The organism is Rhodomicrobium udaipurense JA643, from assembly GCF_000636015.1.
In the GTDB taxonomy this organism is placed as follows: Bacteria; Pseudomonadota; Alphaproteobacteria; order Rhizobiales; family Rhodomicrobiaceae; genus Rhodomicrobium; species Rhodomicrobium udaipurense.
The window spans coordinates 1-19,842 of sequence record NZ_JFZJ01000023.1; the positions used below are offsets into that span (position 1 = coordinate 1).

The 19,842-nt window shown below is 63.0% G+C and carries 17 protein-coding genes; 3 read left to right on the forward strand and 14 right to left on the reverse strand.

Translation table 11 applies throughout. The annotated features are described in order from the left end of the window. The 12 genes from T281_RS05555 to T281_RS05615 all read right to left on the reverse strand — a co-directional run. Positions 1-249: ParB-like protein (locus tag T281_RS05555; RefSeq protein ID WP_037235539.1), on the reverse strand; the 249-nt coding region annotated here is incomplete at its 3' end. 301 nt (positions 250-550) lie between these two features. Beyond that, on the reverse strand, positions 551-2,224 hold the full coding sequence (locus T281_RS05560; RefSeq protein ID WP_037235484.1) for an acyl-CoA dehydrogenase family protein: 1,674 nt from the start codon (positions 2,222-2,224) through the stop codon (positions 551-553). A 430-nt stretch (positions 2,225-2,654) separates the two neighbouring features. Further along, the gene (locus tag T281_RS05570) at positions 2,655-4,493 is read right to left on the reverse strand and encodes a hypothetical protein (protein WP_155955112.1); all 1,839 of its coding nucleotides are present in this window, start codon (positions 4,491-4,493) and stop codon (positions 2,655-2,657) included. Between the two features lie 53 nt (positions 4,494-4,546). Continuing rightward, complete coding sequence (ccrA, locus tag T281_RS05575; protein ID WP_013420537.1) at positions 4,547-5,854, reverse strand: crotonyl-CoA carboxylase/reductase; 1,308 nt, start codon at positions 5,852-5,854, stop codon at positions 4,547-4,549. A gap of 252 nt (positions 5,855-6,106) precedes the next feature. After that, entirely contained in the window at positions 6,107-6,490 is a 384-nt protein-coding gene (locus tag T281_RS17470; protein ID WP_052037099.1) for a helix-turn-helix domain-containing protein, read from the reverse strand. A gap of 317 nt (positions 6,491-6,807) precedes the next feature. Then, on the reverse strand, positions 6,808-7,173 hold the full coding sequence (locus tag T281_RS05585) for a hypothetical protein (RefSeq protein WP_155955113.1): 366 nt from the start codon (positions 7,171-7,173) through the stop codon (positions 6,808-6,810). Between the two features lie 225 nt (positions 7,174-7,398). Then, positions 7,399-8,118, reverse strand: coding sequence for an ABC transporter ATP-binding protein (locus tag T281_RS05590; protein ID WP_037235498.1), 720 nt, complete (start codon positions 8,116-8,118; stop codon positions 7,399-7,401). Between the two features lie 3 nt (positions 8,119-8,121). Then, positions 8,122-10,107 (reverse strand): branched-chain amino acid ABC transporter ATP-binding protein/permease, encoded by a 1,986-nt coding sequence (locus tag T281_RS05595; RefSeq protein WP_037235500.1) that lies wholly within the window; start codon positions 10,105-10,107, stop codon positions 8,122-8,124. Positions 10,108-10,110: 3 nt separating this feature from the next. After that, a complete protein-coding gene (locus T281_RS05600) occupies positions 10,111-11,019 on the reverse strand; it encodes a branched-chain amino acid ABC transporter permease (protein ID WP_052037100.1) in 909 nt (302 codons plus the stop codon). A gap of 87 nt (positions 11,020-11,106) precedes the next feature. Continuing rightward, a complete protein-coding gene (locus tag T281_RS05605) occupies positions 11,107-12,321 on the reverse strand; it encodes an ABC transporter substrate-binding protein (protein ID WP_155955114.1) in 1,215 nt (404 codons plus the stop codon). A 226-nt stretch (positions 12,322-12,547) separates the two neighbouring features. Beyond that, positions 12,548-14,128, reverse strand: coding sequence for a phosphoglycerate dehydrogenase (gene serA, locus T281_RS05610; RefSeq protein ID WP_037235503.1), 1,581 nt, complete (start codon positions 14,126-14,128; stop codon positions 12,548-12,550). 137 nt (positions 14,129-14,265) lie between these two features. Next, positions 14,266-15,426 (reverse strand): phosphoserine transaminase, encoded by a 1,161-nt coding sequence (locus T281_RS05615; protein WP_037235506.1) that lies wholly within the window; start codon positions 15,424-15,426, stop codon positions 14,266-14,268. Positions 15,427-15,761: 335 nt separating this feature from the next. Between T281_RS05615 and T281_RS05620 the strand changes: the two genes are divergently transcribed. The 3 genes from T281_RS05620 to T281_RS19500 all read left to right on the forward strand — a co-directional run bounded on the left by T281_RS05620 (position 15,762) and on the right by T281_RS19500 (position 17,240). After that, positions 15,762-16,130 (forward strand): PepSY domain-containing protein, encoded by a 369-nt coding sequence (locus T281_RS05620; protein WP_037235509.1) that lies wholly within the window; start codon positions 15,762-15,764, stop codon positions 16,128-16,130. 175 nt (positions 16,131-16,305) lie between these two features. Beyond that, positions 16,306-16,959 (forward strand): alpha/beta hydrolase, encoded by a 654-nt coding sequence (locus T281_RS05625; protein WP_245269162.1) that lies wholly within the window; start codon positions 16,306-16,308, stop codon positions 16,957-16,959. Continuing rightward, positions 16,944-17,240 (forward strand): alpha/beta fold hydrolase, encoded by a 297-nt coding sequence (locus T281_RS19500; RefSeq protein ID WP_245269163.1) that lies wholly within the window; start codon positions 16,944-16,946, stop codon positions 17,238-17,240. Before T281_RS05625 ends, T281_RS19500 begins: the two co-directional genes overlap by 16 nt. Positions 17,241-17,288: 48 nt before the next feature. Here T281_RS19500 and T281_RS05630 read toward each other — a convergent pair whose 3' ends face one another. Both T281_RS05630 and T281_RS05635 read right to left on the reverse strand, forming a co-directional pair. Further along, complete coding sequence (locus T281_RS05630) at positions 17,289-18,998, reverse strand: L,D-transpeptidase scaffold domain-containing protein (protein ID WP_037235512.1); 1,710 nt, start codon at positions 18,996-18,998, stop codon at positions 17,289-17,291. A 253-nt stretch (positions 18,999-19,251) separates the two neighbouring features. Then, entirely contained in the window at positions 19,252-19,827 is a 576-nt protein-coding gene (locus T281_RS05635) for an HNH endonuclease (RefSeq protein WP_013420526.1), read from the reverse strand. Between the last annotated feature and the right edge of the window lie 15 nt (positions 19,828-19,842).

Below are 19,842 nucleotides of genomic sequence, written 5' to 3' on the forward strand. Positions count from 1 at the left end.
CCGCGCGCCCGCCATAAGAAGCGCCGCGAGCAAATGGTGACGGTCAATCGCAAAAAGCCGCCCTTTCGGCCCCTTCACGACCGGGATGGCATGCTTGACCAGATATCGGTTGCGCTCGTCCCGCCCCATCATCTCAAGCCGGGCGGCGCGGCTTTCGACCTCCCGTTGCCCGACGGTCATTTGCGTAGGCCGAAGATCGGCAATCGAGACGGTATGAAAGACTGGTGTGCCAAGGTTTGGAAGGAGCATGCACACTCTCGATGACGAGGCCGCTTGGCATAAGCTTACGCTGGCGGCGAGAATTGAGGTATGGCGGCTTAGTCAACGCTACCATATGGACGCGTGCTGGCCACCGCTGAAAAGCAAGCGCCCGGCGCGTTACAGGAACGTGACAGTCGATGAGCCGCGCTGTTTGAACGCAGTTGATTGCGGCGCGAAGCGCAGGGCGACGACACGTTCCACCTCCGCATGGCGCAAAGAAAAAGCCCCGGAGACGAGAGGCCCCGGGGCTGCTGAAAGCAACGTATAGGCGGGCGGAAGCCGCCGTGCGTCAGTTCCGCTGTTCGAGCAGGCGGCGCGCGATAACCTGAGCCTGAATCTCCGCCGCACCCTCGAAAATGTTCAGGATGCGCGCGTCGCACAGCACGCGGCTCACCGGATATTCGAGCGCGAAGCCATTGCCGCCATGGATCTGCAACGCGTTGTCCGCCGCCGCCCACGCCACGCGCGCACCGAGCAGCTTCGCCATGCCCGCTTCGAGGTCGCAGCGACGGCCGCCGTCCTTCTCGCGCGCGGCGAAATAGGTGAGCTGGCGCGCGATCATCGTTTCGGCGGCCATCATCGCGATCTTGTCGGAGACGCGCGGGAATTTGATGAGCGTCTTGCCGAACTGCACGCGCTCCGTCGCATAACGCAGCGCGAGGTCCATCGCCGACTGCGCCACGCCGACCGCGCGGGCCGCCGTCTGCACGCGCGCGGATTCGAACGTCTGCATGAGCTGCTTGAAGCCCTGGCCTTCCTCGCCGCCGAGCAGGCCGGACACAGGCACCTCGAATTCGTCGAACGAAAGCTCGTATTCCTTCATGCCGCGATAGCCGAGCACTTCGATCTCGCCGCCCGACATGCCCACGGCCGGGAACGGGTTTGCGTCCGTGCCGCGCGGCTTCTCCGCGAGGAACATCGTCAGGCCCTTGTAGCCGGGTTCCGCCGGGTTGGTGCGCGTCAGCACCGTCATGAGATCGGCGCGGACGGGGTGCGTGATCCACGTCTTCTGGCCGGTGATCTTGTAAACGTCGCCGTCGCGCACCGCGCGCGTCTTGAGCGAAGCGAGGTCGGAGCCGGTGTTCGGCTCGGTGAAGACCGCCGTCGGCAGCACTTCGCCGCTGGCCAGCTTCGGCAGCCACTCTTCCTTCTGCTCCTGCGTGCCGCCGCCGAGGATCAGTTCAGCCGCGATCTCCGAGCGCGTGCCGAGCGAGCCGACGCCGATATAACCGCGCGACAGCTCTTCCGAGACGACGCACATCGCCTCCTTGCCAAGACCGAGGCCGCCAAATTCCTCCGGGATGGTGAGGCCGAACACGCCAAGCTCGTTCATCTTGTCGATGGTTTCGAGCGGGATATATTCGTTCTTGAGATGCCATTCGTGCGCGAAGGGCTTCACCTCGGCTTCCACGAAGCGGCGCATTTCCTCGCGCATGGCTTCGAGCGTGTCGTCGAGGCCGCCGTCGCCGAAATGGCCGGTGCCCTGCGCCTGCTCGACGAGTTCGACGAGCCGCGCGCGGGCTTGCGTCGAGTTCGCCCGGATGAGGGCCACGACGGCGGGCGTTGCGAAGGCTTCGCTGTCGGCCGGTTCGAGATCGAGATCGTGGAAGCGGATGATCTCGGTCTGGCTCATCGGGATGCCGCCGAGGATCTGCGCCGCATATTCACCGACGCCGATCTGCGTAAGCAGCGCTTCCGTCTCGCCGAAGCGGCCCTCCTCGGTGAGGCGGTGGGCGTAAGCCGCCATCTGACGCAGCGCCTGGGCGTAGGTCGCGAGCCATGCGAGGCCGTGCGCGGCGTGCTGCTCGCGTTCGATCAGCGCGTTGGACAGCTTGCCGTCCTCGGTGACGCGGGCACGGATATTGTCGGTGGCACGGGCAAGCAAACGGTCGGCGTTGGCGGCGGCCTCATCGCAGAGCTGAAGCAGGTCCGGAGCCACAACGGGTGCGGAAGACAGGCTCATCGGCCTTATCCTTTCATGCGGTTCTTGGAATTCAACCCCACATTGGCGCGTTTTCGCAGATGCACAATTGCGCTTAAGTTTATACCCGCCATGCGCGGCGCGCCGAGAATTCGATTGCCGGCAAACCGCGGAGGTGGGGCGGGCCGGATAGTCGCTTCGAACCAGTGGGTTAAAAGGTGCGAGCGAAGTGGGTGGGTCCGCGTGACGAAACGCGCGCTGCGTCTGCGTTGGGGCGCATTTATCGGCGCGGCGGTGGCGCGGGCAACAGCATCGGCACCGGCGAGTCGCATCGCCGCAATGCCCTCCGACCGCCGCAAGTTAAGACGCCGCCCTCTCGCCGCCAGATCACGCGTTGCGGAGGTTCGAACGGTGAAGCGAATTGGAACCCGGGAAAGTGCTGAAGCTTCCCCGGGTGGTTGCTCGGTACCGCCTATTTCTTCTTGCCGAAGACCATGTCGAGCCACAGGCTGAACAGCGTCTTCTGTGCCTGAGGTTTCGATTGCCGCTCGGCGGGTTTCGCGGAAGCAGGCTCCTGCGGCTGCTCTTGAACGGGCTCCCGCGACTGCGCGGCCTCGTAGACCGGAACGGGTTGCGGCTCCGCAGCTGCTTGGGATTGACTTGGCGCGGCTTCCTGCGGTTGGGCGGGCTCGGCCACGTCCGATGGCTGCGTGGCCGCGAAGACCGGCACCGGCTGCGGCTCCGCCCGCGTTTCGCGCGAACCATATTCCTGGACCGGCTCGGATGCCGCTTCGGCTGGAGAGCCAAGATCGTGCGTCGCCTCGGCTACGTCACGCGCCGAGATCGATTCGGCGGCTGCGGCTTCGGCCGCCTCCGGCTGAGCGTCCCCCGGCTGCTCAGCAGGCTCAGCTTCCGGCGCGGCCTCTGCGGCAATCGGCTCCTGTTGCGGTTCCTCGGCCACCACGGAAACTTCCGGCTCGACCGCTGCGGGCGTCTCCGCAGGCTCGGCAGGCGCCTCGGGTTGGCTTGCCTCCGCCGAAGCGCTTTCGAGGCGATCCGCGATTTCCTCGACCCGCGCATGAGCCTCGCCCAGCGCGTCGCCGCCGCCCTGAAGGACACCCTCGATGCTCGGGTCTGCGGCCGGTTCGTAGGCCTGTGCCGCTTCGGAGCTTTGCGGCTCGTTGTCCTGCGAGATCACCGCGTTGTCGTGGAGATGCGCGGGTGCTTCGTGATGGTGAACGGTCTCGATCCCATGATCCGCCGCCACCTCTTCGACGCGCTCTTTCGCCTCTGCGGCGAGATCGTCGAAGCTGACACCGCGCGGTTCGGGCGCGGAAGCCTCGGGCTGGGGCGCGGGTTCTTCAGCTGCGGCTACGTTTTCGTGGAGATGCGCGGGTGCTTCGTGATGATGGACGGTTTCGATCCCATAATCCGCCGCCACCTCTTCGACGCGCTCCTTCGCCTCTGCGGCGAGATCGTCGAAGCTGACACCGCGCGGTTCTGGCGCGGAATCCTCAGGCGCGGGCGCGGACGCCGGTTCTGCTGCTGCGGCTACGTTTTCGTGAAGATGAGCGGGCGCTTCGTGATGATGCACGGTTTCAATGCCATGGCTCTTCGCCACCTCTTCGACGCGCGTCTTTGAAGCGGCAGAGAGTGCATCGAAGCTCGGCCCCTCCGGCAGCGGCTTCCAGCTTGCGACCGCGACCTCATCGGGCGCAACCTGCGCCACGGCGGCGGCTAGCGCTTCGGCGGCCTGTTCGCTCGCGGTTTCAGGCTGCGATTCGGGTGCGGGTTCGACGGGTACGGGTTCCGCCGCCTCGACATCAGCCGGAGCGGAAACGGCTTCGACGACGCTCTCCTCGCTGGTCGCCTGTTCTGCGGGCGCAGTCTCTTCGGCGGCGCTCGACGATGGCTCCTCCCCGTCTTGCGCGGGTTCAGCATCGGCGGCCACGAACGGAGCGGAGGCCTCGGCGACCGGCGCGGGCTGAGGTTCGTCCGCAGTCGCCGGCTCGGCCGCAGTCACCGCTTCACCTGAAGCGGGCAGGAAAGCGCGCACCGCGTCGAGCTTTTTCGACGCGGAATAAAAGGCGTTGCCCTGCAAGTCGAGTTCGATGGCGAGACGCGCAAGTTCGAGCGCCGACGCAAAGCTCGACGGCGAGCCGTCGCTGGCGTTCGCGATATCAGCGCCCACCGCGTCGGCAAGATCGTGGATGGCGCGCGCGGCCGTGTCGGCCTGCGCTCCAAGCTCGGCGCAAGCGGCCGCTTTAAGACCGCTCAACGCCTTTTGTAGGTCGTCGGATGCTCGCGTCATGTCTGGCTCCAGTTCTTTTTCCGTGGACTCGGAGTCAGAACGAAGCCGGGTCGTCAACCGAACCGCGCTTTGGATGCCTCAATCGCATCCTCGAATGTACGCAAACCCGTATGCGGAGCGCTGACGAGTACCGCCATATTACCCGGCCGATGCTCGTTCTTCCACATGCGCATATGCGCTTTCGGTATATCGGTCCACGGAAAAACTTCACTCATGCACGGGTCAATTCGCCGCTCAATCATAAGTTTGTTAGCCTGGCTCGCCTGCAACAGATTGGCGAAGTGCGAACCCTGCAAGCGCTTCTGGTGCATCCAGAGATAACGCGCGTCGAGCGTGAGGTTATAACCGGTCGTGCCCGCGCAGATCACGACCATGCCGCCGCGCTTCACGACGAAGACGGAAACCGGGATCGTGGATTCGCCCGGATGCTCGAAGACGAAGTCGACGTTGTTGCCTTTGCCGGTATGCTCCCAGATCGCCGCGCCGAATTTGCGGGTTTCCTTGAACCACTCCGCATATTCGGGCGTGTTGACCTTGGGCATCTGGCCCCAGCACTTGAAGTCCTTGCGGTTGATCGTGCCCTTCGCGCCAAGCTGCATGACGAAGTCGCGCTTGTCGTCCTCGGACACAACGCCGATCGCGTTCGCGCCGGATGCCGCGCAGAGCTGCACCGCGAACGAGCCAAGGCCGCCGGACGCGCCCCAGACGAGCACATTATGTCCCGGGCGCAGCACGTGCGGGCGATGGCCGAACAGCATGCGGTACGCGGTGGCGAGCGTCAGCGTATAGCACGCGCTTTCTTCCCAGGTGAGGTGCTTCGGGCGCGCCATGAGCTGGCGATCCTGAACGCGGGCGAATTGCGAGAAGCTGCCGTCCGGCGTCTCGTAGCCCCAGATGCGCTGGGACGGCGAGAACATCGGGTCGCCGCCGTTGCATTCCTCGTCGTCGCCGTCGTCCTGGTTGCAGTGCACAACGACTTCGTCGCCGACCTTCCAGCGCTTCACCTTTGAGCCGACGGCCCAGACGATGCCAGCCGCGTCCGAACCGGCGACATGGAACGGGGCTTTGTGCACGTCGAACGTGGAAATCGGGGTGCCGAGCGCGGCCCACACGCCGTTGTAATTCACGCCCGCAGCCATGACCAGAATGAGCACGTCGTGGCTGTCGAGCTGCCACGTCGGCACCACTTCCATCTGCATGGCGTCTTCCGGCGGCCCATGGCGCTCGCGGCGGATCGCCCACGCATACATCTTTTCCGGGACATGGCCGAGCGGCGGGATTTCGCCAACTTCGTAGAGATCCTTCAAGCCCTCCCCGGAAGTGGAGGACGTGGATTGCTTGAACGCAATCACCTCACTCATATTCTGCTCCTGTAAGCGGCAACCCGCAGGTTTTTTCTTTGGTTGCAGCGCAGCATGATCCTTTTTTGTGTGCAGGGCAATATAGGCAAAAAGTCGAGTCCGGATGGGGCAAGCCCCGCGTTCCGCGTTCATGATCGGAAACGAATCAAGGCCGGCACTCGTTCCTCGAAACGAGTCCGGCCTGGAAGTCATTAACAATGCGATGAAACAGGCAGACGCCCCGCCAATCGGGTGGCGCGAATCAAGACAACGCTACAAGTTCGCAAAAACCTCGCTCCGGGCCTGCGTCTTGGCGATGATATTCGCCATGAGGCCAGGGCTGACCTCTATGGCTTCGATGAGGGTTCGATTGGCCTTGTCAGGCATGCGGCGACCCTGTTCCCAGCCGCGCAACGTCGAAAGATCAAGGCCGTAGCGGCTCGCAAACTCCGCCTGCGAGAGACCCAGCGTGTCCCTCAGCTGACGAACACGCACGCCGAAATCGGCTTTCTTGACCGAGGCGGAAAGCGACTCGCCATCGCCTCCGACAAGCTTGTCCCTAAAGTACTGCTCAATCGCTTCAAGCGTAGAGTAGACATCTTCTACGACATGCTCATGGGGAAGCGGAATTTCACCGATGCTCATATTCTCGGTCATCGAATGTGCTCCATAGTCTGGTCGGGACGTTTACATTTCACATCGAAGAACGAGAGAGCGCTACCCGGCTTTCGAACACAATAGTCGCCTAGCCAGGTAGATGTCAATAAAAAAACGGCATCGGCGGCAGTTCGGCGGCAGTTCGGCGGCAGTTCGGCGGCATTGCTATCGCCATCAGACGCATGATGGAATATATTATTGTTCATGACAAACCTCCTTACTCGCATTCGCGCGCGATCATCATGGCATGCAAGGTGCTATTTGCTGCCATTGCAGGCAGCACATAATGCCAATACTGCACAAGGTCTATCCGTCGATTACGCCCTCATGAATAACCTTATCGCGGCTTCGCCGATTCTCATGATGACTTCGTTGAAGCGCAAGGTGCCGCCGGGAGCATCGACAAGTATCAGCGGCTGGGGCGAGATGCTGATGATGAATATCTCGCTGAATGACTTGTCCGCGAGATAGACGACGAACCAGCTTTGCAGCGACCGTTTCTTGACTGGAAATTCGATTTGCTGGAGTACGGTTCCTTCCACTCGATCGCCGCGTTCCGGTGCGAAACGGAGCCGGTAAGCCAGCAGCTCGATTTCGATATCCGTCAAATTTGCTTGCAATATTTGTAAGGGTTCTCGTCTCAACTTGACGTTTTGGCCAATGTCTATGAAGCCGCCATTCATGGCTGCACTCCTTTTAAGCGTCGCTATTTGTGTCGCCTAATGTGTCCTGCACGATGGCCTCAGGGGTTGGAGTTGGCATTGCGGTCGCTGAGGTACGCTGTTGACGTAATGTCAGATTAATTTCTGTACACGTCAAGCGGTACACGGAGCAATTGCGCACACCGCAGCTGGCGGCGGGCCGCTGCGCCGAAGCAAAGCCTGTCGTAAGCTTATGAATCGGTTTAGCTAATGGCCGCCGAGGTACGCCGAGCGCACAGCCGGATCGTTCCTGAGGCTTTTCGCCGCGCCCTGGAAACGGATACGCCCGTTTTCCAGCACATAGGCGTGGTCAGCCACATCGAGCGCCATGGCGGCGAACTGCTCGACGAGGAGCATCGTCACGTGTTCTTCCTTCAGGCGGCGGATGGTGTCGAACACCCCCTCCACGAGACGCGGCGCAAGACCCATCGACGGCTCATCGAGCAAGAGGATCTCCGGGCGGGACATCAGCGCGCGGCCCATGGCCAGCATCTGCTGCTCACCACCCGATAACGTGCCAGCCTGCTGCGCGCGGCGCTCCTTGAGGCGCGGGAAGAGATCGTACATGCGGTCGAAGTCGGCTTCCACGTCGCCCTTTTCGCGCACGCCCGTGAGCCGAACGAACGCGCCGAGACGGAGATTGTCCTCCACCGACAGCGACGGAAATATGCGGCGTCCCTCCGGCGAATGCGCGAGGCCACGGCGCGCGACCTGATGACTTGGCAGTCCGGCGATGTCCGCGTCACCGAGCAGGATCGCGCCGGATTGCGGGCGAAGCATGCCGGAAATCGCGCGCAGCGTCGTCGTCTTGCCCGCGCCGTTCGAGCCGATCAGCGTGACGAGTTCGCCCTTCGGCACGTGAAAGCTGAGGCCGTGCAGCACCTCGACGCGTCCATATCCGGCCTTCAGATCCTGAACCTTGAGCATCGCCTACTCCGCAGCTTCGGCGACCGTGCCGCCAAGATATGCCTCGATCACGCGCGGGTCGTTTTGAACCTTCGCGGGCGGCCCTTCGGCGATCTTCTGCCCGAAATCGAGCACCGAAACCGTGTCGCAAAGGCCCATGACCACGTCCATGTGATGCTCGATCAGGATCAGCGTGATGCCATGCCCCCGGATCTTGCGGATGATCTCCACAAGTTCGGCGATGTCGGGCGCGGAAAGGCCCGCCGCCGGTTCGTCGAGCAGCAGAAGCGACGGATCGAGCGCCAGTGCGCGGGCGATCTCCAGCATGCGCTGCTTGCCGTAAGGGAGGTTGCGCGCCTCGGTGCCCGCGAACTGGCCGAGGCCCATGAAATCGAGGATCGCCATGGCGCGGGCGCGCGCTTCGGCCTCCTCCCGGGCGCGGCGCGGCGTGCGCAACACCGCATCCATCAGCGTGCTTCGGAAGGTGTGATGCAGCCCGACGAGCACGTTCTCGATTGCGGTCATCTCACCGAAAAGCTGCACGTTCTGGAAGGTGCGCGCGATGCCCTTGCCCGCGATCTCGCTCGGCGTCAGCCCGTCGATCCGGTGCTGCGAGAGGTAAACGGCGCCGGCGGTTGGCCGGTAGATGCCCGTCAGCACGTTCATCATCGTGCTCTTGCCGGAGCCGTTCGGGCCGATGAGACCGTGGATCGTTCCCGGCGCGATGGCGAGTTTCACCGAATCCAGCGCCTTCAGGCCGCCGAACTGCATCACCACGCTTTCCACACGAAGCAGCGTCTTCGCGTCGGCTAGCCCCCTGTCCGCGAAGATCGCACTCGCGACGGCGGGCTGCGCGGCGGTGACGTGGCGCGGCTTCAGCACGGGGAAGACCTCGCGCAGGAAGCCCATCACACCGTCAGGGAGATAGAAGACCACGAAGAGGATCATCAGGCCGAAGATCGTGAGGCGATAGTCGGTGACGTTGTTGACGTTCAGCGTCAGCGGCAGGAACGCCAGGCACAGGATAACCGGCGGCAGCGCGCGAACGAGCTTTTCGCGACTGCGAAGCGCGATGATGCCGAGCGCCACCAGCGCGGCGGCGGCGATCATCCCCGCCATGATGCGCACGAGTTCGATGTCGGACAGCACGTTCGGCAGATACACGATGATGAAAGCGCCGATGAGCGGCCCCGCGCGCGACTTTCTCCCGCCGAGGATCACCGCCAGCAGAAACAGGATCGACAGCTCGAAATTGTAGGTGTTCGGCGAGACATAGCGCTCCGACCAGGAGAACAGCGCGCCCGCGAGCCCCGCCAGCGCCGCCGACACCACGAACGCGTAGACCTTGTAGCGGTAGACACTGACGCCCATGCAGTCGCAGGCGATGGGGCTGTCGCGCAGCGCTTCGAAGGCGCGGCCATATTGCGAGCGCACAACGCGGTTCACCACGAGGATCGCCACGAGCATCAGCAGCACGCAGAGATAATAGAATTCGAGGCGCTGGAATTCCGCCGCCTTGAGGCCGAGCGTGCTCTGCCAGAATGAGCGCCAGTCCGCGAAGTCCACCACGCGCGGCGGCGGTAGTGTCACGCCGAGCGGGCCATTCGTGAGGCCCGTCCATTCGTTGATGACGATCTGGATGATGGTGCCGAAAGCGAGCGTCACCATGGCGAGGTACGGGCCTATCACGCGGAGCGCGGGCACAGCGAGCACCGCGCCGAAGATGCCCGTCACGATGACGCCGACGAGAAGCCCCGGCCACACTCCCATCCCGAAATGGTGGAAGATCACCGCCGCGCCATAGGCCCCGATGCCGAACAGTCCGGCATGGCCGAGGCTTACCTGCCCCGTGTAGCCCACCACGATATCGAGCCCGAGGATCAGGATAGCGTAGATCGCCATCATCTGAACGAGGTGGATGTAATAAGAATTTTGCCCGGCGAGGAAGGGGAAGGCGAACAGCCCGATGGCCAGAAGTCCCGCACCGATGAAGGGAAGAGCGCGCGCCATCGATCAGACCTTCTTGATGGTGCGGCGGCCGAACAGCCCTGCCGGGCGGATCGCGAGCACGATGAGAACGAGGATCAGGCCCGGCACGTCCTTGTAGCCGGTCGAGACGTAATAGCCCGTCAGCGTTTCGATCACGCCGAGGAGGATGCCGCCGACGATCGCGCCGAGCGCCGAGTCGAGCCCGCCGATGATCGCCACCGCGAACGCCTTCAGCGCCAGCACCGCGCCCATTGTTGCGCCCGTCAGCGTCACCGGCGCGACGAGGACGCCCGCGAAAGCCGCCGTCATCGAACTCATGGCGTAGCTCATGGTGATGACGCGCCGCGTGTCGATGCCCATGAGGCCCGCCGCGTCGATGTCGTTCGAAGTTGCGACAAACGCCTTGCCGTAGATCGAGCGGCGATTGAACGTCTCCACCGCAGCCATCATCAGGAGCGCGCCGACGACCACCATGATTTCTGCGGGCAGGATACGGACCGTGCCAAGTTCGATGGCGGTTTCAGGCAGCGGCGACGGGAATTTCAGATCGTCGCGACCCCAGATGTTTTCCGCCATGTTGCGGAAGATGATGCCGAGCGCGATGGTGGCCATGATCCAGCCGAACTCGGACTTCGTCTCGATGGCGGGCCGCACGCCGAGGCGCTCCACCACCGCGCCTTGGGCCATGCCGAAGATGAGGATCACCGGCAGCATCAGCCAGTAGCCGAGATACGGCAACAGCGTCAGCCCGAGCATCGCGCCGAGCATGAGCGCCTCGCCTTGCCCGAAGTTCAGCGTTTTCGATGTCGCGAAGGTCAGCTGATAGCCGAAAGCGATGGTCGCGTAGATCATGCCTACGGCGACGCCGCTCGCCACGAGTTGCCAGAAGATAGAGGTCGTCGGCGCTTGGAGAAGTGTCGAAATCCAGTCCATCATGTCGCCTTGCGGGATTGGCGGTGCGGGGCTTCATTCGAAGGCGCGAAACAGAAGAGGGCGGGAAGACCCGCCCTCGCGCCATGACTAATTCGTCGCCTTTTCCTTCTTCCGCACGACGCCTGAATTCTTTGCGTCTTCCCCGCGCGCATAGACGATCTTGCCGTCCTTCACCATGCCGAACACCGGAATGTTTGCGGAGATCGCGTTGTGATCCGTCTCGCTGAACGGCTTTTCGTACGTCGTGACGACGCCTTCCACCTTCTCCTTCAGGTCTTCGAGGGCAGCGCGGATCGCCGGGCCGTCCGTGGAACCGGCCTGTTTGATCGCAGCAGCCAGAAGCAGCACGGAGTCATAACCTTGCGCACCCGCGACAGGCGTCGGGATCTTCGTCACACCAAAGGTCTTGTAATAAGCTTCGAGGAAAGCGGCGCGCTTCGGCAGCGTCTTGTCCTCGATGAAGGTCTGCGGCATCATTACGCCGTTGCCATTCGCGCCCGCGATGTCGATGAAGCTCTGCATGGAAGACGGCCACGATGTAATCATCGGCACGTTCCAGCCGAGCTTGGCGCGGCCGTTCGCGATCTGCGCAAGTTCCGGGCCGATGCCGTAACACAGCAGCGCTTCAGCGCCCGCTTCCTTCGCGCGAAGGAGTTGCGCCGTCATGTCCACATCCTTGATGTTGAACTTTTCGACCGCGACTGGCTTCACGCCGAGCTTTTCGAGCGCCTTCTCAAGGTCTTCGCGACCGAGCTGGCCATAATTCGTGGAGTCCGCGAGGATTGCGATTTTCTTGTAGCCGCGGCCCTTGACCGCCTCTTCCGCCATCATGCCCGCCTGAATGGAATCGTAGGCGGAGGTGCGGAACACGTAGTTGGTGTCGTAATCGGGCTTCTTGAACTGGTTCGTGATGACCGTGCCAGTCGCCACGTTGTTGATGACCGGAATTTCGGCTTCCTGATAAAAGCGCTGAGCGGCGAGCGCCACGCCGGTATTGATGAAGCCGAGCGTCGCGACGACCTTCTCCTTGTTGATGAGTTCTTGGGCGATCTGCGCGCCAAGCTCGTTCTTGGCTTCGTCGTCGCGCTCGATAAGCTGAAGCGGCCGACCCAGCACGCCACCCGCCTTGTTCACTTCCTCGACCGCGAGCTTGACGCCGTCTCGCATCGAAACGCCCATCGACGACGAACCGCCTGTAAACGGCCCTGAAAGCCCGATCTTGATCGGTTCGGCGGCGAAGGCCCCCGTCGTCAGGGCAAGCGCTAGCGCGGCGACAGCGCCGAAAGTCCTGATTTTCATCATGTTTCCTCCATCGCCTGCCATCTTTTGCTCGTGGCGGCGTTACCTGCTTTTGTATCGCGGATGGGCCATTTGTCACAGTGGGGCTTTGGTCTAATCGCCGGGGCCGGGCGCCGAAAATCCGCGATTCTGATGCGAGCTGTCGCGAACACAAAAAAGCTCCCGCGAACTGCGTTCGCGGGAGCTTTTTCGAAGAAAGCTTGAGCGGGCTGGCCCGGAGGCGCGGGCGTCAGAAGCTGAGACGTGCGGCGCGCACCACGTGCGGCAGCGCCAACGCCTTCTGGATGGTCGCATCGCTCACCGGCTCATCGACGGTGACGAGAGCCATCGCCTTGCCGCCCTGCGCTTCGCGGCCGAGGTTGAACGTCGCGATGTTCACGCCCTCGTCACCGAGCAACGTGCCGAGCGCGCCGATGTGGCCCGGCTTGTCGGCGTTGACCGTGAACAGCATGTTCGGCGCGAACTCGGCGTCCATGGGGACGTGGTTGATCTGGATGACGCGCGGCTTGCCATCCGAGAACACCGTGCCACCGATGGAGATTTCCTGCTTTTCGGTCTTCAGCGTCACGCGAATATAGGTTTCGTAGGCGCCTTCCTGACCGCGCTTCGTCTCCTCCACCTGAATGCCGCGTTCCTTCGCGACCGCCGGACCGGAAACCATGTTGACGTGCAGGAAGTGACGCAGAACGCCCGAGATCGCCGCCGAGGTCAGCGCGCGCGTGTTCATATCGGCCACGTCGCCCGCATATTCGAGGCGGATGAAGTTCGGCGCGGCCTCGGTGAGCTGGCCGGCGAAGGAACCGAGAAGTTCGGCGAGCTTCACGAACGGCTTCAGCTTCGGCGCTTCTTCCGCCGTGATCGACGGGAAGTTCACGGCGTTCGAGATCGCGCCCGTGAGGAGGTAGTCCGCCATCTGCTCGGCCACCTGAAGCGCGACATTCTCCTGCGCTTCCGACGTGCTCGCGCCGAGATGCGGCGTGGAGATCACATTCGGCAGCCCGAACAGCACGTTCTCTTTCACGGGCTCCACCTCGAACACGTCGAGCGCCGCGCCCGCTACATGGCCCGCCTTGATGGCATCGGCCAGCGCCTGTTCGACGATGAGGCCGCCGCGCGCGCAATTGATGATGCGCACGCCCTTCTTCATGGTCGCGATGGATTGGGCGTTGATGATGTTCTTCGTCTTCTCCGTCAGCGGCGTGTGCAGCGTGATGAAGTCGGCGCGGCGGAACAGCTCTTCGAGGCTGACGCGCTCGACGCCGAGGTCAAGAGCGCGCTCTTCGGTGAGGAACGGATCGAACGCGATGACCTTCATGCGGAGGCCCTGCGCACGGTCCGCGACGATGGAGCCGATGTTGCCGCAGCCGATGATGCCGAGCGTCTTGGACGTGACTTCGACGCCCATGAACTTCGACTTTTCCCACTTGCCGGCCTGCGTGGAGCGGTCGGCTTCCGGGATCTGGCGGGCGAGCGCCATCAAGAGCGAAATCGCGTGCTCGGCGGTGGTGATGGAATTGCCGAAGGGCGTGTTCATGACGATGACGCCGCGCGCGGTGGCGGCGGGCACGTCGACATTGTCTACGCCGATGCCGGCGCGACCGACCACTTTCAGGCGCTCGGCGGCGGCGAGGACCTTCTCCGTGACTTTCGTGGCGGAGCGGATGGCGAGGCCGTCGTAATTGCCGATGATTTCGGCGAGTTGATCCTTGTCGAGGCCGATCTTGGTGTCGACTTCGATGCCGCGATTTTTGAAGATTTCGGCGGCGGCGGGGGAAAGCTTGTCAGCGACGAGAACGCGAGGCGCAGTCATGGGTGTGTCTCCTGAAAACGTCCAGAGACAAAAGCAAGGTTGTCATCGCGGGTTTGCCCCGTCAATCCAGGTCGCGGGCTCTGGAGGTTCCGCCGCTGGATGGCCGGGTCGAGCCCGGCCATGACAGAGGTTGAACCTTAAGCGGCGACCTTGGCCTTCGCGTTGGCGAAAGCCCAGTCGAGCCACGGGACGAGCGCTTCGAGGTCGGACGCCTCGATGGTCGCGCCGGCCCAGATGCGAAGCCCGGCGGGCGCATCGCGATAGGCGCCGATGTCCAGCGCAACGCCTTCCTTTTCAAGCGTGGAGGCGATGTCCTTGGCGACAGCGGCTTGAGCCTCGGGCGTCGCGATCTCGGGATCGACGATCTTGAGGCACACGCTTGTGTTGGAGCGCGTCGATGGCTCGCTGGCGAGGAAATCCACCCACGGCGTCTTCTCGACCCAATCGGCGAGAACCTTGAAGTTCGCGTTCGAGCGCGCCTGAAGCGCCGGGAGCCCGCCGAGACCTTCCGCCCAGTTCAGCGCATCGAGATAGTCTTCGACGCAGAGCATGGAGGGCGTGTTGATCGTCGAGCCGTCGAAGATCTCGCGGTTGAGCTTGCCGCCCTTCGTCATGCGGAAGAGCTTCGGCATCGGCCACGCGGGCGTGTAGCTTTCGAGGCGTTCGACAGCGCGCGGCGACAGAATGAGAATGCCGTGCTGCGCTTCGCCGCCGAGAACCTTCTGCCAGGAGAAGGTGACGACATCGAGCTTCGCCCAGTCGAGTTCCTGCGCGAAAGCCGCCGAAGTGGCGTCGCAGAACGTCAGGCCCTCGCGATTGTCGGGGATGAAGTCACCGCTCGGAACGCGGACGCCGGAGGTGGTGCCGTTCCAGGTGAAGACGACGTCATTGCGGAAGTCGGCCTGACCGAGGTCGGGCAGCTCGCCGTAGGGCGCGTCGAACACGCGCACGTCCTTCAGCTTGAGCTGCTTCGTGATGTCCGTGACCCAGTCCTTGCCGAAGCTTTCCCAGGCGAACACGTCGATACCGCGCGCGCCGAGAGCGGACCACATGGCCATTTCGAACGCGCCCGTATCCGAGGCGGCGACGATGCCGATGAGGTAATCCTGCGGCACACCGAGGATCGCGCGCGTCTTGTCGATCGCGAGCTTCAGCTTGGCCTTGCCCGGCTTGGAACGGTGCGACCGGCCCAATTCAGCGGTTTTGAGATTATCGAGGGAATAGCCGGGGCGCTTGGCGCAGGGGCCGGAGGAGAAATGCGCGACATTGGGGCGCGCGGCAGGCTTGGAGGCCGTCATTGCGGTCTACCCTTTCAGATAGTTGCTTCCCGGTGGGGGGAAGTGTCCCGCGACGACGCATAAGCGGGCGTTCGTATGGTGTCAACAGAAATGGGTTTGCCATTATTAACTTGGACGTCAGCGTAATGTTAAAGAGCTGGCGCGACGGGAAACTTTCACAAGCTTGCGCTGTTCTCCCTCATCGCACGGCAGCGAATATAGCGTCTTGTTCTTGCGATGAAAGAATTATGCGGGAATAGCTTTCTTCGTTCCGTGTCGTTTCGACTATCTCTCGATCGATGCCAAACTAAGCCATGCTTTATTTGGCGTCATATCCACGCCAGAGGAAAAGAACAATGCGTAACCCGGTCAAAACTGCTGCCGCTGCCGTTTCAGTCGTCGCCGCAGCGGCGATGCTTGCTTCGCCCACGGCCTTCGCGAAGGACGACGACTCGCGAAGTGAAATCCACCAGGGCCTCAAGCAGGGAGACATCAAGTCTCTCTCCGATATTCTCGTCATTTCCAAAGACAGGGTGGTCGGCGAGGTGATCGAGGCCGAGATCGACCGCAAGGGAGGCAAGTGGATCTACGACCTCGAAGTGATTGATCCCCAGGGGCTCAAGTCCAAGGTGAAGGTCGACGCCAAGACGGGCGATGTGGTTGAAGGCGCGAAAAAAGCCCAGCGCGAAGAGCGTCGGGACGAACGCCGCGAAGAGCGTCGCTAACCGCTAATCGACGGGTGGCCGGGGTTCTCCGGCCACTGCTTAACAACGCCGCCCCGTGAGAGCGCATCGCCAGCGGCGGCGGAGTCACGCCTGCCAAATCGCAATTTCCCCCGTGCCCGCCAACCGCCGATCCGGTAATGTTAGGAGCAGACGCAACGGGGGGGGGGGCAATCCGGTGAAATGGATATCGCTATGCGTGGGGGCGGCGCTGTCGCTCCTTCCGTTGGAAGCGTCAGCGTGGACCGAGCGCGACGTTTCGCTTGACGGGCTTCACGGCACCATCACGTTGCCCGAGGGCGAGCAGCGGACAACCGCCGTTCTCATCCTGCCTGGTTCCGGGCCGGTCGACCGCGACGGCAACATCCCCGGCATGCCGAACAACAGCCTCAAACTCCTGGCGACAGGTCTGGCGGATCAGGGCATCGCATCGCTGCGCATCGACAAGCGCGGCATCGGCAAAAGCCGCTCCGCCGCCTTCCGTGAGGACGATTTACGCTTCGGCACATACGTCGAAGATGCTGTCCGCTGGATTGATTTTCTCCGCGCGCAGGATCGCGTTTCCAGGGTCGCGGTGCTCGGCCATAGCGAGGGCGTCTTGGTGGCGACGCTTGCGGCGCAGCGCGCTGATGTTACGACGCTTGTTCTGGTCGCCGGGGCGGGCGTCCATTTGCGGAATTACTCGAACGGCAGTTGGAAAGGGCGGGGGTGCCGGACGGGCTTCGCGCAACCTCGCGGACAATCGCGGCCAGCCTTCAGCGCGGCGAGCGGATCGAGACCGTTCCGCCGGAGCTTGCGGCACTGTATCGGCCAAGCGTGCAGCCCTATCTGATCTCGCTTTTCAGCCTCGATCCGGTCGCCGAACTCGCGAAGACGCGATGCCGCGTCCTGATCGTGCACGGAACAACGGACATCCAGATCGACACTGCCGACGCCGAGCGTCTGGCGAAGGCGCGGCCGGATGCCAAGGTCGTGTTTATCGAGGGGATGAACCACGTTCTGAAAGACGCGCCATCGGATCGCGCGGCGAACTTCAAGACCTACGCCGAGCCCGACAGGCCGCTTGCGCCGCAACTCATCGCCGTTATCGCAGATGTCCTGAACGGGCGCTAAGCGGCGGAAAGCTCATCGCTCGCCGCCGCGCTCACCTGCCTGTTTTCCTCACCAGCGGCCGAACAGCGAGTCGAGGAAGCCGCCTCGGAAGCTCGCATTGTTCCGCCAGACGCGCGGCGGCGCATCGGCCGAGTCGTCCTCTGCGTAGCGGGAGCGGCGCTGCTCGGAAACCATCTGAAGTTCCACGGGTGCGAGGTGGTCCTTGCCTCGCGATATCTGCGACCACTTCCCTTCGAGCGCGAGCGTGATGCGCCGCTCGTGGCCGTAAACGTCGGGGAAGGTGTGCAGCTTGCCGTCATCGCCCACGAGCGCCGTAAAATAGGTCATGTGGATCGGGATGCGCCGCTCGATGTCGAACTCATTGTCGTTTCCACCGGTGCGAACCGCATCGCGAACCTGCGCCGCTTCAAACCCCTTGTCCTCCTTCAGCAGGATTTCCGCGAGGCCGATGGGGTTCTGCACGCGCATGCAGCCGTGGCTGTAGGTGCGCCGCGCCTTGTTGAACATCCATTTGTCGGGCGGATAGGCATCGTGCATGAAGACGGTGTGCTGGCTCGGGAAGGAGAATTTCACCTTGCCCATCACGCTCTTCGCGCCGTTGGGCTGCACCACGTTGAAGATGCGGATGTCCGTGCGATACCAGTTGATGCGCCGCCAGTCGACCGTCCGCCCGTCCTTATCGCGAAGCTCAAGCTGCCATTCCTGCATCATACCGCCGCCGCGCTGAAGGCTCGGCAGGATCTCGCGCACCTTGATGGACTCGGGAACGATCCAGGTCGGCTTGAACGTGATCTTCTTCAGCGTGCGCGTGAAGACCGGCGTCTGCTTGTCGAGCTGCCCGGCGACGATGCGTTCCTTGCGGACCACCTCGCCATTCTTCACCACCCGCTGCGTAAACTCCGGGATGTTGTTCCAGACATAGAGGTCGCCGAGGTCGGCGGGCATCCAGCGCCACTGCTCCATGTTGGCGAGGATGCGTTTGGCTTCCGCGCTCTTCTTCTTGTCGCGCAGCGCGAGATATTTCTGACGCAGCCGCTCGAACTGGACGTGCTGCGGATGAAGGCCGCGCAGATAGGCGTCGGGCTCCTCGGTGGCGGCGACGCCGTCGAGGATCGCTTCGGGCTTGAGAAGCTGAGGCCGCCTGTCGAGATAGGAGCTGAGGTGCTCCGATGGGTTGGCGATGCGGCCACCCCGCGCGAAACGCCCGTATTTCAGCAGGGCGCGCGAGATGTCGATTTCATCGGAGGCGATGGCTTCCGGCTTCTGATCGCCGACGCGCGTGGCAGCGGTTTGCGCGCGCTCATCGAGCCCTGCGGGAACCGCGAAGTCGCGCGGGTCGAGGCCATAATCCGCGGCGCGGGCGATTTCCGCAGCGAGGCTCCCGGCTTTGGGAGTGGGCACGCCCGACGCTGCGAACCAGAGCGGGGCGTAGCGTCGAGTCTCGTAGAAGGACAACAGGGCTGCGCGCTCATTGCGCTCCTCGTCGTCGGCTCCGGCCGGAAGCGCAAGGAGCGCCTTCCGCAATGCCTCGGCCTGTGGCGTGAGCGGAGCCGGGGCGGCTGGCGCCTCCACGGCGGGGCTGCCTTCGGAGGGGGGGCTCCTCAACGTCGGGGCGTCTTCGCTGCTTGCAGCCGAACCGCCTTCCAGAGCCACCTCAACGGGGCTCGCTGGCTCGGTCTGCTGCTCCTGTGAAAACCCCGGCGACGCAAACGCCATCGCCGAGAGAACAAACAACACAAAAACGGCACGCCCCGTCATTCGAATGCTCCTTCAACTGAAATGTTGGAGCACGATAGAGGGCGGAACTGGCGCGAAACCTGAGTTAGCGAATCAGAAATACTTATGGCAGACGGACCGACGCGGAAGCAGGCAGCACGGAGCGCAGGGCGCGGGCTGTATTCACGCAGAATCTGCCGGTTAAGGTACAGTTTGCTGTGGATCGACGCGCCGTCGTTCGAGCGGACACGAAAAGGCCGCCTTTCGGCGGCCTGGGAGGCGCTTCGCGAGGCGCTTACGGTTCCAGTTCGACGTCCCAATACAGGTAATCGAGCCAGCTTTGATGCAGATAGTTCGGCGGAAAGAAGCGCCCGTTGCGATGAAGTTCGTGGACCGTAGGCCGATACGGCTTCAGCGCGGGGAACATCTTCGCCTTGGCGGGCATCTTGCCGCCCTTTTTCAGGTTACATGGCGCGCAGGCGGCGGTGACGTTGTCCCAGCGCGTCTGGCCGCCCCGCGAACGCGGGATGACGTGGTCGAATGTGAGATCATGGGGAGAGCCGCAATATTGGCATTGAAACTTGTCGCGCAGGAAGACATTAAAGCGCGTAAATGCCGGATAGAGCGCTGGCTTCACGAATGTTTTCAGCGAAACGACGCTGGGTAGCCTGATTTCCGCATTCGGGCTGCGGACGACCTTGTCGTAGAAGGAAACGATGTTGACGCGATCGAGGAAAACGGCCTTGATCGTCTCTTGCCAATTCCAGAGGGACAGAGGATAGTAGCTCAGCGGTTGGAAATCCGCGTTGAGCACGAGAGCCGGAAAGCTGTCCGGCGGTGACCTTAAAGAGGTCGCTGCGAAAGCTGTCACGTTCACCTTACCTCA

Coding starts and splice junctions, on each gene's coding strand:
- T281_RS05560 (WP_037235484.1), bottom strand. CDS start 2,224: ATGAGCCTGTCTTCCGCACCCGTTGTGGCTCCGGACCTGCTTCAGCTC.
- T281_RS05570 (WP_155955112.1), bottom strand. CDS start 4,493: ATGACGCGAGCATCCGACGACCTACAAAAGGCGTTGAGCGGTCTTAAA.
- ccrA (WP_013420537.1), bottom strand. CDS start 5,854: ATGAGTGAGGTGATTGCGTTCAAGCAATCCACGTCCTCCACTTCCGGG.
- T281_RS17470 (WP_052037099.1), bottom strand. CDS start 6,490: ATGACCGAGAATATGAGCATCGGTGAAATTCCGCTTCCCCATGAGCAT.
- T281_RS05585 (WP_155955113.1), bottom strand. CDS start 7,173: ATGAATGGCGGCTTCATAGACATTGGCCAAAACGTCAAGTTGAGACGA.
- T281_RS05590 (WP_037235498.1), bottom strand. CDS start 8,118: ATGCTCAAGGTTCAGGATCTGAAGGCCGGATATGGACGCGTCGAGGTG.
- T281_RS05595 (WP_037235500.1), bottom strand. CDS start 10,107: ATGGCGCGCGCTCTTCCCTTCATCGGTGCGGGACTTCTGGCCATCGGG.
- T281_RS05600 (WP_052037100.1), bottom strand. CDS start 11,019: ATGGACTGGATTTCGACACTTCTCCAAGCGCCGACGACCTCTATCTTC.
- T281_RS05605 (WP_155955114.1), bottom strand. CDS start 12,321: ATGATGAAAATCAGGACTTTCGGCGCTGTCGCCGCGCTAGCGCTTGCC.
- serA (WP_037235503.1), bottom strand. CDS start 14,128: ATGACTGCGCCTCGCGTTCTCGTCGCTGACAAGCTTTCCCCCGCCGCC.
- T281_RS05615 (WP_037235506.1), bottom strand. CDS start 15,426: ATGACGGCCTCCAAGCCTGCCGCGCGCCCCAATGTCGCGCATTTCTCC.
- T281_RS05620 (WP_037235509.1), top strand. CDS start 15,762: ATGCGTAACCCGGTCAAAACTGCTGCCGCTGCCGTTTCAGTCGTCGCC.
- T281_RS05630 (WP_037235512.1), bottom strand. CDS start 18,998: ATGACGGGGCGTGCCGTTTTTGTGTTGTTTGTTCTCTCGGCGATGGCG.